Here is a 14,361-nt window from a genome sequence, read left to right on the forward strand (position 1 = left end):
GCCGGTTGTCACATCCACAGGTTCACCCCCTTGTCGATCAGCGCCGCCTTGTGCGTCCGGTCCAGCCGCCCGTCGGTGACCAGAAGCCCGATTTCCGAAACGGAACAGACCATATGCGCCGCGTGACGCCCGAATTTCGTCGCATCGGCCAGCACCGTCAGGCTGCGGGCATGGCGGATCATCGCGCGCGCAATCTGCGCCTCGTCGAAACTAGCGTCCATCGCGCCGGTCGCGGGGTCCATCGCGGCCACCGTCAGGATCGCTCGGTCAGCCCGGTAAAGCGCGATCTGTTCCAGCACTGCGCTGCCGGTCGTCTGGGCATTGTCGACTCCGTAACGCCCGCCGAGAAGGTGGATCGCTGCATCCGACCCGGCGCGGGCCAGCCTCTCGGCCAGCCGGCAAGAGTTGGTGATGACCGTCAGGCCCGGGATTCCCGCCAGCCCCTCGGCCGCAGCCAGCGTGGTCGAGCCGGTGTCGATGAACAGCGTCTCGCCCGGGGCCACCGCTTCGGCCAGACGCCGTCCGATCTGCGCCTTTTCGGCAGCCGAGGCGACCTCGCGCTCGCCGTGGCTGGGCTCGGCCGCCAGGAACGGTCGCCGCGCGCCGCCGTGCACCTTCTGCACCCGCCCCTGCTCGGCCAGCTGCCCGAGATCCCGGCGGATCGTCTCGGTCGATACGTCGAAGTGTGCTGCAAGCATCTCGACCGAGACTTCTCCTTCGCGCCGGATGATCGCCTCGATCCGAGGCTGTCGTTCGTGCGGCTTCATCCCATTCCCCGGTTGCCAGCCGAACCGAGGAGATGGCCCCGGGTCAACCTGTTTTTTACCCGGCGGTCAATTTTGTTTCCCGCCGTCGAATCGTATCTTGACGAGAATGACCAAATAGTCAATTCATGTTGAAAACCACAGGATGAACGATGCTATCGTCGGAAACCCCTGCCCAATTCGACGTCGCTGTTATCGGGGCTGGCATCGTGGGTTGTGCCTTGGCCCGGGCCTTCGCCCTGGCTGGCGCGCGGGTCGTGGTGCTGGAAAAGGCGGCCGACATCCTTGACGGGGCGTCCAAGGGCAACAGCGCGATCCTGCACACCGGATTCGATGCGCCCGAAGGCAGCCTGGAGCTTGCCTGTATCCGTGAAGGCTATGCGCTATACCACGAAGTCCACGCCCGGCTTGGCTTGCCCTTGATCCGCGCGGGTGCCATGGTCCTTGCCTGGACGGAGGAAGAGGAGGCGACCCTTCCCACCCTCATGGCCCAGGCGCTGGCGAACGGGGTCACCGATGTCCACCCCCTGACCGCGCACGAAGCGCGGAAGCTAGAACCCCAGCTTGCCCCGACTGTCCGCGCCGGTTTCCGCGTGCCGGGCGAACACCTGATCGACCCCTGGTCCGCCGCGCATGGCTATCTCCTCCAAGCGCTCGCCAACGGGGCCGAGCTGCGCCGCGGCGCCGAGGTCGTGGCCGCCCGCCGCTCTGGGAAGGCATGGCATCTGATAACCAAAGCGGGGGACGTAACCACGGGCCACGTGGTCAATGCTGCTGGTCTCTGGGGCGACGAGGTCGACCGACGAGTGACTGGCGAGAGCTGGTTCCGGATCAAGCCGCGCAAGGGACAGTTCGTGGTTTACGACAAGACCGCCTCTGCCTTGGCTGCGCATATACTCTTGCCCGTGCCGACCAAGATCACCAAGGGCATCGTCGTCTGCCCCACGGCCTTCGGCAACCTCCTCGTCGGCCCGACCGCCGAGGAACAGGACGACCGCGAACACGCCGAGCTGGACCGCCCGACCCTGCAGGCCCTGATGCGGCGGGGGGAGGAGATCCTGCCCGCGCTCGCCAGCCACGAGGTCACGGCCGTCTACGCCGGTCTTCGCCCTGCGACCGAGGAGAAGGAGTATCGCCTGCGTTTCGACCTTGCTCCGGAATACACCTGTGTCGGCGGCATCCGCTCTACCGGCCTCTCGGCGGCGCTCGGTATCGCTGCTCATGTTGTCCGCCACGTCAACGGCGACTGGCGAGCTCTGCCCGATCCCGCCTGGCCGCAGGTGTCGAACATCTCCATAATGGGCGCGCGGGACTGGCAATGCCCCGGCAATGGCGGCATCCTCTGTCATTGCGAACTGGTGACGCGGCGCGAAGTCGAGGCGGCAATGACCGGCCCTCTTGCTGCGGGCAGCCTTGCCGGGCTGAAGCGCCGAACTCGCGTCACGATGGGCCGCTGCCAGGGGTTCTACTGCTCGGCCGAACTTGCGAAAGTCACCGAAGGCCGCCTGGTCCAGCCTATGCTGGAGCCGGGACATGCCTGACGTCCTGATCGTCGGCGGCGGCCCGGCGGGGCTGGCGGCCGCCACCGAACTCGCTCGCGCCGGTCGCCGGGTCACGATCCTCGAGCGCGAGCCCGAGGCCGGGGGCATCCCCCGCCACTGCGGCCACTACCCCTATGGGATGCGCGAGTTCCAACGTCTCCTGAAAGGCCCCGCATACGCCGCCCGCCTTCGGGCCGAGGCGCTGGCAACAGGCGTCTCCATTCGAAGCCGCACGACTGTCACCGCGCTCCTCCCAGGCGGTCAGCTTGAGGTCACCGACGATCAGGGCCCCGCCACCCTCTCCGCCCGCGCCGTTCTGCTCGCCACTGGCGTGCGTGAGACCAGCCGCGCCGCCCGGCTGATCGGGGGCGAGAAGCCGGGTGGTGTCATGTCCACCGGCGCACTGCAGGGGATCGTCCACCTCAACCACCAGCGCCCGTTCAAGCGCCCGGTGATCCTTGGGAGCGAACTCGTCGCATTCTCCTCCCTTCTCACCTGCCGAGAGGCGGGCATCCGGCCGGTCGCCATGCTTGAACCCGGGCCCCGCATCACTGCACACTCTCCCCTCTTGTGGCTCGCCCGGCTGATGGGCGTACCCGTGCGCCTCGGAACCGAGATCGCCGCGATTCACGGCCGCACCCGGGTGGACGGCGTGACGCTGGCCACCCCCGATGGACCCGAGGAATTGGCCTGCGATGGTGTCATCGTATCGGGCGGCTTCCGGCCCGACGCGGCACTGATCCGACCAAGCCACCTGGAGGTGGACCCGGGCTCTGGCGGCCCGATCATCGACCGCTGGGCTCGCCTGACTGACCCAAGCTATTTCGCCGCCGGGAACCTCCTCCGGGGCGTGGAAACCGCCGGCTGGTGCTGGGCCGAGGGCCGCCGGACCGCCCGTGCGATCCTTGCCGCGCTGGACGGTAGGCTCCCTGAACCGGGGGGCGCGCGGCTGACCGTCTCTGCCCCGGGCCTGAGGCTTGCCGTGCCGCAGGTCATCGGCCCCGCAAGCCCCGACGCGGCGCATGACCGCCTGCAACTCCGCCTCGACCGGGCGGTCCAAGGGAGGCTCATCCTATCCCAGGATGGCCGCACCCTGACCGAACGCCGCATCGACAGCCTGCCCGAACGACGCCTTTCCTTGCCACTTCCCGCCGCACCCGGCCCCGACCCGATCACCCTGGCGCTGGAGCCGTTCGCATGAGGATCGCCGCCATCGACCAGGGTACGACTAGCACCCGCGTGCTGGTAATGGAGGCGGACGGCCTTCTCCGCCCCATCCTGTCCTTGTCCCATGCCCAGACCTACCCCGCCCCCGGCCATGTGGAACAGGATGGCGAGGAGCTTCTCTCCAACATCCGACGCTGCCTCGACGCTGCCAAGGCCGATATCGTCGCAATTGCGAACCAGGGCGAAAGCTGCCTTGCCTGGGACGCGCGCGACGGGCGGCCGCTCAGCCCGGTGATCTCGTGGCAGGACGACCGTACCGCCCCGATCACCGCCGGGCTGTTGGCGGAAGGCGCAGGCCCTCTGGTCATGGCCCGAGCGGGCCTTCCGCTTGATCCCTACTTCTCTGCCGCGAAGCTCGGCTGGCTCGCCCGGCAGCCCCGGGCGGCAGAACTCGCCCGCAGTGGTAGCCTCCGCCTCGGCACGACCGACGCCTTCTTCCGCGACCGGCTGACGGGACGGTTCGAGACTGATATCGCCACCGCCTCGCGCACATCGCTGATGAATCTGGAAACCGGGCAGTGGGACAGCGATCTTTGCCACCTCTTTGGAGTACCGCTGGATTGCCTGCCTGTAATTGGTACGACATCTGGCGATCTCGGGCGCGTTCCCGGCGGAGCGAGGCTTGCCGTCTCAATTGTCGACCAGCAGGCCGCCCTTTTCGGGCATGGTTGCAACCGGCCAGGCGCCACAAAGGTGACCTTCGGCACCGGCGCTTTCGTGCAATGCCTGACCGGGTCCCTCCTGCGCCCCGACCGTCCCGGCCCGTTGCCTACTGTCGCCTGGCAAGCGGCCGGCGCACCAATCACCTATGCTCTGGACGGCGGTGTCTACGCCGCGGCATCCGCGGTGAATTGGGCAAAGGGTCTGGGACTATTTGACGATTTCACAAGGATTTCCTCCTTTTCCACCCCGCCCGCGATCGACCGCGGCATCGCCTTTGTGCCGGCTCTGGCCGGTCTTGGCTGCCCGCACTGGAACCGCCTTGCACGCGGGGCCTGGCTGGGGCTTGGCCTGGGAGACGGGAGGGATGACATGATGCAGTCGCTGCTTGAAGGCATCGCGCTTAGAACGGCCGAGGTTCTTGCGGCGATACAAGCTCTACATCCGCTTGACGGCCCGGTCTCGGTCGATGGCGGCCTGTCGCGCAACGGCTACTTTGTGGAGTTCCTGTCCGAGGTCGCCGGTCATGACCTGTTTCTTGCCGCTGAAACCGAACAGACTGCAGCAGGGCTTGCATGGATGGCGGCGGACAGCCTCGGCATGAGGCGCCCCGATGAAAAGGCAGGCCGTACAGTATTTGCAGACGCTACCCAACGCACCGCTCGGCTCGCGGCTTTTGCAGCGGCAAGACGGGCAATTGAAGACTTCTCGTTGGTGGGTAGCCTGGCCGCGCCCACTTGATCCAAGGCGCTGGCGCGCGGTTGACTGAAGCGTCGCTCGGTTGCCTTGATCGGAATGGGGCTGGATGGCCAAGAAGATTCAACCTTACCAAAGGCGAGTGGCGGACCCGGAGCGATTCGAACGCCCGACCCTCAGATTCGTAGTCTGATGCTCTATCCAGCTGAGCTACGGGTCCGCATGACCGCGGCGTTTAGCCTTGGCGGACTGCCAATGCAAGGCCAAATCACACTTCAGACACGTCGGTATCTTTTGGCAGGTGAATGGCGAATTCGGTTCCTTCAGCATCGCTTCGGGCAAGTTCAAGTCGCCCGCCATGGCCGCGCACCAACTCGGCTGCGATGGCAAGACCAAGGCCGGTACCGCCCTTTCGCGCTCCTCCCTGGAAGGCGGAAAACAGATGTTCTTTCGCCTTCGGGGGCAAACCTGGGCCGGTGTCACCGACACGGATCCACCATTCACGTTCATCTTCACCAGCCGAGATCTCAATCGAACCCGGCTGGCCAACTGCGTCGATCGCCTGCCTCGCATTGCGCACAAGGTTCGACAACACCCGATAAAGCTGTTCACCATCGGCACGGACCGTAAGGCCTGGCGGCACGTCGATCAGGATCGTCACCAATCCGTCACCGGCCAGCCCTTCGCCTTCCGCAACATCCGAGACGAGTTGAGCCAGGTTCAGCCTGCGCAACTGCGGTGGCGGTTCTTCTGCTTTGCCGAAAGCCAGAGTAGATTCGCACAGCGAGACTGCCCGGCTGATCGAACTGACGAGCTTTGGGGCCGATCGGGCCACCACCGGGTCGGCACTTGCCTCGATCCGGTCAGCGAAAAGCTGCGCTGTAGTCAGTATGTTGCGCAAGTCATGACTTATCTTGGCAACTGCGCCGCCAAGTTGGGCGAGCCTTTCCTTCTGCCGAAGCGCACCGGTCAGCTGGGTCTGCATCGATTGCAGCGCCTCTTCCGCAACGCGCAACTCCTCGACGTCGGCATTCGGCGCAATCACCCGCCGGGCGTCTTCCGGTGCTTCGGCATAGGTTTGCATATGGCGGACAACGCGCCGGATCGGCAAAACCAGCAGGCGTCGAACCGCAAGGAAAAGAAGAAAGGCCGTCACGACCGAGATCAGCGCCGAAAGAATGAGGATCCGAAGCCCGTACTCCACCATCGAGTCCCGGAGCGGCTTTGTCTCCATTGTAACTTCGATCAGCGTGCCGGCCTCTTGCACCGGGTAGCCGATTACCCTGATGATCCTGTTCTCGGGGTCCGCAAGCAATGCGAAGGCGTCCCGCACAAGCTCCCACGGGCCGGCCATGCGAAGGTCGAAGGTGTCGTGAACTTCTCCCGGAATTGGCGAAGACAGGACCAACTGGCGCACCTCGTCGCGGCGGAGGACGACGTTGTAGACCTCGGCATTCGCCAGAAGTTCGGCCTCCAGCTCGGGCATAATCATCTCTTCGGTCGCAAGCTGGGTCAGGGCTGCGATCTGGGCTTGCTTAAGACGCGTCAGAAGGAAGTCCGCGCGGTAGCGTGCAACCGAAGGCACGAAAATCAGGATTTCTGCCAGCATGACAAAGATGACGGTCAGGATCAGGAACCGCCCTGAGAGCGTGTTGAGAAACCTCTGACGTCGCTCCGCCACCCGGCCCACCTTTGCCTGACTTCAGGGGATCAGGCGTTGCACCGTCCGCACGATCCCCTTTATGGCAGGACTACCAAAGAGTTTCGGGGAAAAATAGGCGCTTGCGGCGCGTTTGGAAACCTCGCCCAGCGTGGGGTAGGGAGCAACCATGCCGGCAATGGCGGAAAGCTTCAGCCGCGCGCTGATTGCCAAAGCCCACAGTCCGATCAGTTCACCCGACTGTGGCCCGACAATGCTGGCCCCGACCGGCCGCCCCTTTACGACCATGACCTTGATCAGGCCTTTCATGTTGCCCTCGGCCTGCGCACGGTCGTTGTGGGAAAACTCCGCGCGGACCACGGTCAGCCGGTCCCCATGGGAAGCGCGGGCTTCTGCTTCGGTCAGACCAACCTGGGCAAGTTCCGGGTCGGTGTAGGTCGCCCGCGGCATCGCGCGCAGGTCGGCCTTTGCAGGCAGACCGAACATCGCCTGTCGGATCACGATACCCGCATGCCAGCCGGCGACATGCGTGAACTGCAGGCCCCCGGCGGCGTCACCCACCGCATAGACCCTGCGGTTCGTGCTGCGAAGGCGTGCATCGACCGTAACTCCCTTTGGCGTGTAGGCAACGCCGGCCGCCTCAAGGTTCATCCCCTCAAGCGCAACCTTGCGCCCCACCGCCATCAGGATATGGCTGCCGGTGACCTGGGTTCCGTCGCCCAGCGTCACCTCGACCACCCCCGGATCGCCCGCAAGGCGGACGACCGGCTGCCCCTCGACGAAACGGATGCCCTCAGACTTCAGCGCCTCGATCACGAGTAAAGCAAGCTCCGGGTCTTCGCGCCCCAGCACCTTTGCACTTTCGATCACGGTGACATCGCAGCCCAGGCGGCGGTGCGCCTGCGCCATCTCGATCCCGATCGGTCCGCCACCGACGACGATCAGATGGCTTGGCCGCTCCCGAAGGTCGAAGATCGTCTCGTTGGTCAGGAAGGGTACCGAATCCGCGCCCTGGACCTGGGGAACGAAGGGCCGTGAGCCGGTCGCGATCACAAAGCGCCGCGCGCGGATAGTCTGACCGCCGGCCTCGACCTCGCGTGGGCCATTGAAGCGGGCGAAGGCGCGAATGACCGTACAACCCAGCCCTTCAAAGCGTTCCTGGCTATCGACCGGGGCAATCGCATCGATTACGGCTGCGACATGATCCTTCACTGCGCCGAAGTCGATGGTCGGCTCATTTCCGGCTACTCCCCGGAAACCCCTGCGCTGAGCTTCGGCGGCCTTGGCGGCGGCGATCAGCGCCTTCGACGGCACGCAGCCCGCGTTCAGGCAGTCGCCGCCCATTTCCCCGGCCTCGATCAGGACCACCCGCGAGCCCAACTGCACCGCGCCTGCCGCAACGGAAAGCCCGCCCGATCCCGCGCCGATCACGCAGATGTCGGTATCGATCCGCGCCATATCAGAAATCCTTCCGGAACGCCCGCAACACCATCGGCAAAGCCGCAAGTGCCGCAAGGCCAAGCAGGGGCAGCAGGATCGAAGGCGTAAAGATGATGCCAAGATCCGGCGTCGATCCCTGTTCGAATACCTCTCCTAGCCCGGCTCCAACAGAGGTGAAGACAAGCGCGCCGGGAATGATGCCCAGAACCGTCGTGACCGCATAGCGAAACAGGCTGGACCCGGTGAAGGCGGGGATAAGATTGGCCAGGACGAACGGAACCAGGGGCACGAGGCGCATGATGAAAAGCACCGACCATTCGTTCTTCTTGATGGCCACGATCAGCCGCGCGGCCACCCCGCCCCCCTCGACAACCCGTCGCGCCAGTTGGTCGCCGAAGCTGGATCGTGCGACCAGAAAGATCAGCACCGCACCGATCGCAGCACTGGTTATGTTGAAGAAAACCCCGGGCACGACCCCGAACAGGAACCCTCCCGTCAGGGTGGCAATCGTTCCTCCCGGCAGGCAGAAGGCAACGATCGCAACGTAACTCGCCATGAACACTGCAACCGCCGCAAGGTAATGCGTGTCACGAAAGGCAACGAGGTCCTCGCGCCGCTGTGCCAGTGTCTCAAAGCTCAACTGGTCGCGGAAGAACACCGCTCCAAGGACGGCAATTGCCAGAACGACAAGGAACGGCAGGCGCCGCAGCCATCCGCTGCGTTCTTCGTTGCCTGGGACATCCTGCGCCGGCATGAGTTCTGGCCTTCCCTGCATTGGTGGCAAGAATGGCGTATTCAGAGGTGATTGCACAGGTCGATCACGCCACGTTGATGCTCTGCGATGGTGCCGGAACGACGACGCACGGGATTTGTCGCGACGGAACGGAAATCTTGCGGAAAAAGCAGGTTCCTCACGTTGACTTGCCCGCCAAGCGCCCGTAAAGGACTGGCTTCGAGTTACAGGCCCTCGAATCCGTACGGGGTTCGGGTTACGTCTAATGGAGAGCCGCGATGAAGCGCACCTTTCAACCGTCGAACCTGGTTCGCAAGCGCCGCCACGGGTTCCGCGCCCGCATGGCCACCAAGAATGGCCGTCTTGTTCTGGCTGCGCGCCGCGCCAAGGGCCGTCACAAGCTTACCGCCTGAAGCCATGCGCCTCTAGGGGGCGCAGCAGGGGTTGCGACATGACACCGCCGAAGACCGAGGGGCAAGGCCATGGCGCCGAAGCACCCGCAGGGTCTTCGGCGGTTTCGCTTTCTGTGCTTGCCAAACGCGCGGACTACCTCAAGGCAGCGTCAGCCCGGCGGCAGGGGACTAGCGGATTCCTCCTCCAAGCCCGCGACCGGTCGGATGGCGAGGCCAGTATCCGGGTCGGTTTCACCGCGTCCAAAAAGATCGGCAACGCCGTCTTGCGCAACCGCGCCAAGCGCCGGCTGCGCGCACTGGCGCGCGGCGTACTTGCAGGTCTCGCCCGGCCCGGCTGGGACTATGTGCTCGTCGCCCGGCCGGAAGCTACCGTAAGCCGCCCATACGCCGATCTCTGCCGTGATCTCGAGGCGGCGCTCGCCGTTGTGCACCGGGGGCGGCCATGAACCCCCTTGCCCATGTGCTTGCGCTGCCTGTCCGGGCCTACCGGCTGGTCCTGTCCCCCTGGGTGGGCCACGGCTGCCGGTTCCAGCCCACCTGCTCGGCCTACGCGCTTGAGGCACTGGACCGCCACGGGGCGCTTAAGGGCGGATACCTGACTGCGCATCGTCTTTGCCGCTGTCACCCCTGGGGCGGGCATGGCTATGACCCAGTACCGGGGGCTGATCCCGAACACGACGCGCAGATCCGCCGGGACGGTGACGGCAAGTCCTAGATCCCCGCTTCCAGCCGGTCGATCAGCGCCCCCAGCATCGTCTCGCAACGCCGCAGCTGTTCGACGGTGACGAACTCGTCCGGCTTGTGACCCTGGGCCATCGACCCCGGCCCGCAGATCACCGTCGGGATGCCGAGCCTCTGGTCGAAAAGGCCGCCCTCTGTCCCGAAAGCAACCTTGATCGTCCCGTTTGCGCCGGTCAGGCCCTTCACGAAATTGACCACGCCCGCATCGGACGGCGTGCCAAGGCCGGGATAGTCCCACAGGCGTGTGACCTGGATCGCCGCCTCCGGAAACTCGGCCTTCAAGGGGGCGACAATCGCCTCCGCCTCTGCCTCAAGCCGCGCGATAAGGGCACCGACATTCTCTCCCGCCAGCGACCGGATCTCGAAATCCAGCGTCGCATGGTTCGGCACGATGTTGACCTGCACCCCACCAGACATCTTGCCGACATGCAGGGTCGTGTACGGCACATCATAATCGCCATCCCGCAACCCGGTCGCGGCGACCTCAGCCTGCAGGCGCCGTACCGCGCCAAGAAAATCCGCCGCCAGATGCAACGCGTTCAGGGCAAGGGGTGCCAACGCCGAATGCCCCTCCCGTCCGGTACAGGTGGCGCGCAGTGCGACCTTCCCCTTGTGGCCGGTCGCAACCTGCATCCCCGTCGGTTCGCCCACGATGCAGAACCGGGGCTTCACTGGGGCTTGGGCCAGCATATCGATCAGGCTTCGCACCCCCATGCAGCCGATCTCTTCGTCGTAGGACAGCGCAAGGTGCAGCGGCACCTTCAACGGTTTCCGGGCCGCCGCCAGCATCGCCGCTACGGCACAGGCGACAAAGCCCTTCATGTCGGCCGCGCCACGCCCGAAGACCTTCCCGTCACGCTCGGTCATCGCAAACGGCGGATAGCTCCAGGTCTGCCCGTCCACCGGCACCACATCCGTATGGCCCGACAGCATGACTCCGACCGCACCCTCGGGCCCAACCGTCGCATAGAGGTTGGCCTTTCCTGCCGCGTGATCGGGGATCAGCGTCACCCCGATACCTTCGGCTTCGAGAAGCCCCTTGACGTACTCCATCAACGCCATATTCGGCCGCGAGCTTACGGTATCGAAGGCCAGAAGCCTGTCCAGGATCTCGCGCATCGGTCTCTCCTTGTCCTGAACCTGCTAGCGCGAAACGCGGGCACGGAAAAGGTTTCCCGTCTTGCCGCGCCGCACCGGCTTTGCGACAGTCGCACCATGCCGCGCGTCCTCATTGCCCTCCTTGCCGCCCTCGCCATGCCCGCCCTGGCCCAGGAAGCAAATGTGACTGCTACTGCCAATGGCGAACCCGGCAGCGCCGCACAGCTGATCCTTGCCCAAGAGACCTATCTTGCGGCCATTTCGTCGGGCGAGATTTTGCCCCTCCTGGAGTCGATCCAGCTTGCGCGCGCTGTCACGCTGCGCCCGGCCACGGGTTGGGAAAGAACGGCAATCGGCGGTGCCCCGGCAGAGCCCGCAGCCGACCAGCACACCCCACCCGATCCGGCCGGCGAGATGGCATTGACGATCGCACGGAACCTTGCGGGGGATGACCCCGACCTGCAGGACATGGTCTGGGACCTGGACGCCCAGCTTCCCGGATCGCGCACCCTGACTGCGGTCGAGGCGCGCGCCAAGCTTGGTCCGGGCCAGACCGACGAATGGCGCATGCCGCTTTTCGGTCAGGTGCCGGCCGAGATCGGCCTGATCGGCGATGGGAACAGCCCGCTGGAGATCACGGTCCGCGATGCGGGCGGCGCGTCGATCTGCGCCGAAGCGGCGAGTGTCCAGCCATTCCTCTGCCGCCTGACTCCTGCCCGGAACGGTTTCTTCACCGTCGAGATCGTGAACCATGGCTCGGCGGCCAACAGCTACCGGCTGATCGGGAATTGATCGCTCCTACCGCCAAAGTCAGGTCAGATCAGGCCTTCCTTGCGGAACAGTTCCTTCAGGTCCGTCTCAGGTCTTGCGCCAAAATGGCTGATGACCTCGGCAGCCGCGACGCAGCCCATCCGTCCGGCAGTGGCAAGAGACTGGCCGGTCGCCAGACCGTATAAGAAACCCGCAGCAAACTGGTCACCAGCGCCAGTTGCGTCGACGGGCACGACCCGACGAACCGGCACCACCGCCTGATCGTCGCCCCTGACGACGATCACGTCATGGCCCGAGCGGGTGCAGACGACAAGGCCTGCATCCCGCGCGGCCTGCTCAAGTGCGGCAGACAGGTCGGTCTTATAAAGCGACGCCCATTCGTGCTCATTGCCGATGACATAGTCGAGCGATTTCACCAGGCGCCGGAAGTCGTCGCGATGGCGGTCCACACAGAACGGGTCGCTCAGCGCGATGCCGGCTTTCCCTCCGGCCCTATGGCAAAGGTCGACCGCACGTTCGAAAGCCTGTTTGCCCTTGGGTTTGTCGTAAAGATAGCCTTCAAGGAACAGGATTTCGGCGCTGCCCGCCACGCTGTCCGAGACATCGTCGGGCCCAAGTTCCGAGGAAATGCCGAGGTAGGTATTCATCGATCGCTCGCCATCTGGCGAGACGAAGATCATGCTGCGCGAGGTGGGCAGCTCACCGCCCGGCACCGGCGGGTTGACAAAGTCGGTTCCCTCGTCGGCCATCGTGCGCGCGTAAAAGCGACCCAGCGCGTCATCATGGACTCGCCCAATAAAGGCGGTGGTCAATCCAAGGTTCCCCAGTCCCGCCAGCGTATTTGCCACCGACCCGCCGGGGGCCTGCTGGCGATTGGTCATCGCGCCGTACAGAAGCTCTCCCCGTTCGCGCTCCACAAGCTGCATGATGCCCTTCTGGATGCCCATCAGGTCAAGAAAACTGTCATCGGCGGTCGAGAACACATCGACGATGGCATTGCCGATACCGACGACCTGATAGGACTTCATGCGGTCTTCTCCGGGTAAAGGCACCAGTCCCGGATCGGGCAGATGCCGCATTTGGGTTTGCGCGCGACGCAGATATACCGCCCATGCAGGATAAGCCAGTGATGCGCGTGGGCCTGATACTCGACCGGCACGTTATCCTCGATCGCCCGTTCAACCGCCATCTCGTCACGGCCGGGGCAGATGCCGGTGCGGTTGCCGACCCGGAAGATATGCGTGTCGACAGCCTGGGCCGGGTGGTGAAACCACATCGAAAGGACGACATTCGCCGTCTTGCGCCCGACCCCCGGCAGCGTGGTCAGCGCGGCGCGTGAACTTGGGACCTCGCCGCCGAAATTCTCGATCAGCAGGCGCGACAACTTGATGACGTTCTTCGCCTTGTTGCGGAATAGGCCGATGGTCTTGATGTGTGCGATCAGCGCATCTTCCCCAAGATCAAGCATCTTCTGCGGCGTGTCGGCGATCTGGAACAGCTTGCGCGTCGCCTTGTTGACGCCGATGTCCGTCGCCTGCGCGGACAGGGCAACCGCGACTAGAAGGGTGAAAGCATTGACATGCTCAAGCTCGCCCTTCGGATGGGGTTCGATCTCGGCAAATCGGGCGAAGACCTGCCTCATGGCAGCGTAGGGAAGCTGTGGCGTCATTCCACTTTTGCAGCACATAAGCAGCCGCGCGACAAGCCGCAGGAAACGGGTCGCGGACCGGAAGGGCCCCCATTAGATTGGCAGTCCAAGGAGAAGCGCGATGACCGACCAATCCCCAGCATACCACTACCAGGTGATCGCCCGCGCCCTGGAGGTGATCGACGCCGAAGGCCCCGCGCTGACGCTTGAGGACCTTGCAGCAAGGATGCGGATGAGTCCGGCCCATTTCCAGCGGGTCTTCAGCCAGTGGGTCGGCGTCAGCCCGAAGCGGTACCAGCAGTATCTTACGCTGGGCCACGCGCGACGTTTACTTGCCGAGCGCCACACTATGCTCGGTACCGCGCTAGAGACCGGGCTTTCCGGCACCGGCCGCTTGCACGATCTGTTCCTGACCTGGGAGGCCATGTCCCCCGGCGACTACGCCCGCGGCGGCGATGGGCTGACGATCCGCTGGGGCTGGTTCGAAAGCCCCTTCGGACCCGCCCTGGTCATGGCGACCGAGAAGGGCATCTGTGGCATGGGCTTTGCCGACGAGGCGGGGGCCGAAGCGACGCTGGAGGACCTTGTCCACCGGTGGCCCAAGGCCACCTACGTCGAGGACCCGATGGCCCTTCGGCCCCTTGTCGATGCCGCCTTCGGCGCAAAGCCGACAGAGCTTCACCTCATCGGCGCGCCGTTCCAGATCAAGGTCTGGGAGGCGCTCCTCGCAATTCCGACCGGCCACGTCACCACCTATGCCGACATCGCAGGCGCCATCGGTCATCCCGCGGCGCACCGCGCGGTGGGTACTGCGGTCGGGCGCAATCCGATCTCGTTCCTGATCCCCTGCCACCGGGCGCTCCGCCGCGACGGCGGACTGGGCGGCTATCACTGGGGGCTTCCCCGTAAACGCGCGATGCTCGCCTGGGAAACCGCGCGAAGCGAAGCGTGATGGGCAAAACCCTGCCG

15 protein-coding genes and 1 tRNA gene are annotated in these 14,361 nt (G+C 65.1%); 8 read left to right on the top strand and 8 right to left on the bottom strand.

Translation table 11 applies throughout. From position 1 onward, the window contains the following. Nucleotides 1-8 precede the first annotated feature (8 nt). The gene (locus AC2D9V_RS07640) at nucleotides 9-767 is read right to left on the bottom strand and encodes a DeoR/GlpR family DNA-binding transcription regulator (protein WP_484713469.1); all 759 of its coding nucleotides are present in this window, start codon (nucleotides 765-767) and stop codon (nucleotides 9-11) included. A gap of 149 nt (nucleotides 768-916) precedes the next feature. On the opposite strand from AC2D9V_RS07640, the gene AC2D9V_RS07645 reads away from it, so the two are divergent. From AC2D9V_RS07645 to AC2D9V_RS07655, 3 genes are read left to right on the top strand one after another with little or no spacing between them, the layout of a single operon-like run. Then, a complete protein-coding gene (locus tag AC2D9V_RS07645; protein ID WP_484713470.1) occupies nucleotides 917-2,305 on the top strand; it encodes an NAD(P)/FAD-dependent oxidoreductase in 1,389 nt (462 codons plus the stop codon). Further along, nucleotides 2,298-3,506, top strand: a complete 1,209-nt coding sequence (locus tag AC2D9V_RS07650) for an NAD(P)/FAD-dependent oxidoreductase (protein WP_484713471.1) — start codon at nucleotides 2,298-2,300, stop codon at nucleotides 3,504-3,506. The genes AC2D9V_RS07645 and AC2D9V_RS07650 overlap by 8 nt, the downstream gene beginning before the upstream one ends. After that, nucleotides 3,503-4,933 (top strand): FGGY family carbohydrate kinase, encoded by a 1,431-nt coding sequence (locus AC2D9V_RS07655; protein ID WP_484713472.1) that lies wholly within the window; start codon nucleotides 3,503-3,505, stop codon nucleotides 4,931-4,933. Before AC2D9V_RS07650 ends, AC2D9V_RS07655 begins: the two co-directional genes overlap by 4 nt. Before the next feature lie 98 nt (nucleotides 4,934-5,031). Here AC2D9V_RS07655 and AC2D9V_RS07660 read toward each other — a convergent pair. The 4 genes from AC2D9V_RS07660 to AC2D9V_RS07675 form a co-directional block, all read right to left on the bottom strand. Further along, nucleotides 5,032-5,108, bottom strand: a tRNA-Arg gene (locus AC2D9V_RS07660). A gap of 48 nt (nucleotides 5,109-5,156) precedes the next feature. After that, complete coding sequence (locus tag AC2D9V_RS07665) at nucleotides 5,157-6,497, bottom strand: sensor histidine kinase (protein WP_484714470.1); 1,341 nt, start codon at nucleotides 6,495-6,497, stop codon at nucleotides 5,157-5,159. Nucleotides 6,498-6,590: 93 nt separating this feature from the next. Further along, nucleotides 6,591-8,006 (bottom strand): dihydrolipoyl dehydrogenase family protein, encoded by a 1,416-nt coding sequence (locus AC2D9V_RS07670; protein WP_484713473.1) that lies wholly within the window; start codon nucleotides 8,004-8,006, stop codon nucleotides 6,591-6,593. A gap of 1 nt (nucleotide 8,007) precedes the next feature. Further along, nucleotides 8,008-8,742 carry a TVP38/TMEM64 family protein gene (locus AC2D9V_RS07675; RefSeq protein WP_484713474.1) on the bottom strand — a complete coding sequence of 245 codons (735 nt, stop codon included), beginning with the start codon at nucleotides 8,740-8,742 and terminating at the stop codon, nucleotides 8,008-8,010. Nucleotides 8,743-8,999: 257 nt separating this feature from the next. Here AC2D9V_RS07675 and rpmH point away from each other — a divergent pair, with 257 nt between their 5' ends. Genes rpmH through yidD form a run of 3 tightly spaced genes read left to right on the top strand, consistent with a single transcriptional unit; the run spans nucleotide 9,000 to nucleotide 9,849 of the window. Next, nucleotides 9,000-9,134, top strand: coding sequence for a 50S ribosomal protein L34 (rpmH, locus tag AC2D9V_RS07680; protein ID WP_103259146.1), 135 nt, complete (start codon nucleotides 9,000-9,002; stop codon nucleotides 9,132-9,134). Nucleotides 9,135-9,172: 38 nt separating this feature from the next. Then, entirely contained in the window at nucleotides 9,173-9,580 is a 408-nt protein-coding gene (rnpA, locus tag AC2D9V_RS07685; RefSeq protein WP_484713475.1) for a ribonuclease P protein component, read from the top strand. After that, nucleotides 9,577-9,849, top strand: coding sequence for a membrane protein insertion efficiency factor YidD (gene yidD / locus AC2D9V_RS07690; RefSeq protein ID WP_484713476.1), 273 nt, complete (start codon nucleotides 9,577-9,579; stop codon nucleotides 9,847-9,849). The genes rnpA and yidD overlap by 4 nt, the downstream gene beginning before the upstream one ends. Here yidD and argE read toward each other — a convergent pair. After that, nucleotides 9,846-10,994, bottom strand: a complete 1,149-nt coding sequence (gene argE / locus AC2D9V_RS07695; protein ID WP_484713477.1) for an acetylornithine deacetylase — start codon at nucleotides 10,992-10,994, stop codon at nucleotides 9,846-9,848. The two genes, yidD and argE, sit on opposite strands and share 4 nt — an antisense overlap. A gap of 96 nt (nucleotides 10,995-11,090) precedes the next feature. Here argE and AC2D9V_RS07700 point away from each other — a divergent pair, with 96 nt between their 5' ends. Then, nucleotides 11,091-11,765, top strand: a complete 675-nt coding sequence (locus AC2D9V_RS07700) for a hypothetical protein (RefSeq protein WP_484713478.1) — start codon at nucleotides 11,091-11,093, stop codon at nucleotides 11,763-11,765. A gap of 23 nt (nucleotides 11,766-11,788) precedes the next feature. On the opposite strand, the gene AC2D9V_RS07705 is transcribed toward AC2D9V_RS07700, so the two are convergent. Both AC2D9V_RS07705 and nth read right to left on the bottom strand, forming a co-directional pair. Then, on the bottom strand, nucleotides 11,789-12,772 hold the full coding sequence (locus AC2D9V_RS07705; RefSeq protein WP_484713479.1) for an adenosine kinase: 984 nt from the start codon (nucleotides 12,770-12,772) through the stop codon (nucleotides 11,789-11,791). After that, on the bottom strand, nucleotides 12,769-13,413 hold the full coding sequence (nth, locus tag AC2D9V_RS07710; RefSeq protein WP_484713480.1) for an endonuclease III: 645 nt from the start codon (nucleotides 13,411-13,413) through the stop codon (nucleotides 12,769-12,771). The genes AC2D9V_RS07705 and nth overlap by 4 nt, the downstream gene beginning before the upstream one ends. A gap of 100 nt (nucleotides 13,414-13,513) precedes the next feature. On the opposite strand from nth, the gene AC2D9V_RS07715 reads away from it, so the two are divergent. Further along, complete coding sequence (locus tag AC2D9V_RS07715; RefSeq protein WP_484713481.1) at nucleotides 13,514-14,344, top strand: methylated-DNA--[protein]-cysteine S-methyltransferase; 831 nt, start codon at nucleotides 13,514-13,516, stop codon at nucleotides 14,342-14,344. Nucleotides 14,345-14,361 lie beyond the last annotated feature (17 nt).

This window comes from Tabrizicola sp. T46 (assembly GCF_057219895.1).

Excerpts from the sequence above, each read along its gene's own strand:
- AC2D9V_RS07640 (WP_484713469.1), bottom strand. The coding sequence starts at position 767 with ATGAAGCCGCACGAACGACAGCCTCGGATCGAGGCGATCATCCGGCGC.
- AC2D9V_RS07645 (WP_484713470.1), top strand. The coding sequence starts at position 917 with ATGCTATCGTCGGAAACCCCTGCCCAATTCGACGTCGCTGTTATCGGG.
- AC2D9V_RS07650 (WP_484713471.1), top strand. The coding sequence starts at position 2,298 with ATGCCTGACGTCCTGATCGTCGGCGGCGGCCCGGCGGGGCTGGCGGCC.
- AC2D9V_RS07655 (WP_484713472.1), top strand. The coding sequence starts at position 3,503 with ATGAGGATCGCCGCCATCGACCAGGGTACGACTAGCACCCGCGTGCTG.
- AC2D9V_RS07665 (WP_484714470.1), bottom strand. The coding sequence starts at position 6,497 with ATGCTGGCAGAAATCCTGATTTTCGTGCCTTCGGTTGCACGCTACCGC.
- AC2D9V_RS07670 (WP_484713473.1), bottom strand. The coding sequence starts at position 8,006 with ATGGCGCGGATCGATACCGACATCTGCGTGATCGGCGCGGGATCGGGC.
- AC2D9V_RS07675 (WP_484713474.1), bottom strand. The coding sequence starts at position 8,742 with ATGCCGGCGCAGGATGTCCCAGGCAACGAAGAACGCAGCGGATGGCTG.
- rpmH (WP_103259146.1), top strand. The coding sequence starts at position 9,000 with ATGAAGCGCACCTTTCAACCGTCGAACCTGGTTCGCAAGCGCCGCCAC.
- rnpA (WP_484713475.1), top strand. The coding sequence starts at position 9,173 with ATGACACCGCCGAAGACCGAGGGGCAAGGCCATGGCGCCGAAGCACCC.
- yidD (WP_484713476.1), top strand. The coding sequence starts at position 9,577 with ATGAACCCCCTTGCCCATGTGCTTGCGCTGCCTGTCCGGGCCTACCGG.
- argE (WP_484713477.1), bottom strand. The coding sequence starts at position 10,994 with ATGCGCGAGATCCTGGACAGGCTTCTGGCCTTCGATACCGTAAGCTCG.
- AC2D9V_RS07700 (WP_484713478.1), top strand. The coding sequence starts at position 11,091 with ATGCCGCGCGTCCTCATTGCCCTCCTTGCCGCCCTCGCCATGCCCGCC.
- AC2D9V_RS07705 (WP_484713479.1), bottom strand. The coding sequence starts at position 12,772 with ATGAAGTCCTATCAGGTCGTCGGTATCGGCAATGCCATCGTCGATGTG.
- nth (WP_484713480.1), bottom strand. The coding sequence starts at position 13,413 with ATGACGCCACAGCTTCCCTACGCTGCCATGAGGCAGGTCTTCGCCCGA.
- AC2D9V_RS07715 (WP_484713481.1), top strand. The coding sequence starts at position 13,514 with ATGACCGACCAATCCCCAGCATACCACTACCAGGTGATCGCCCGCGCC.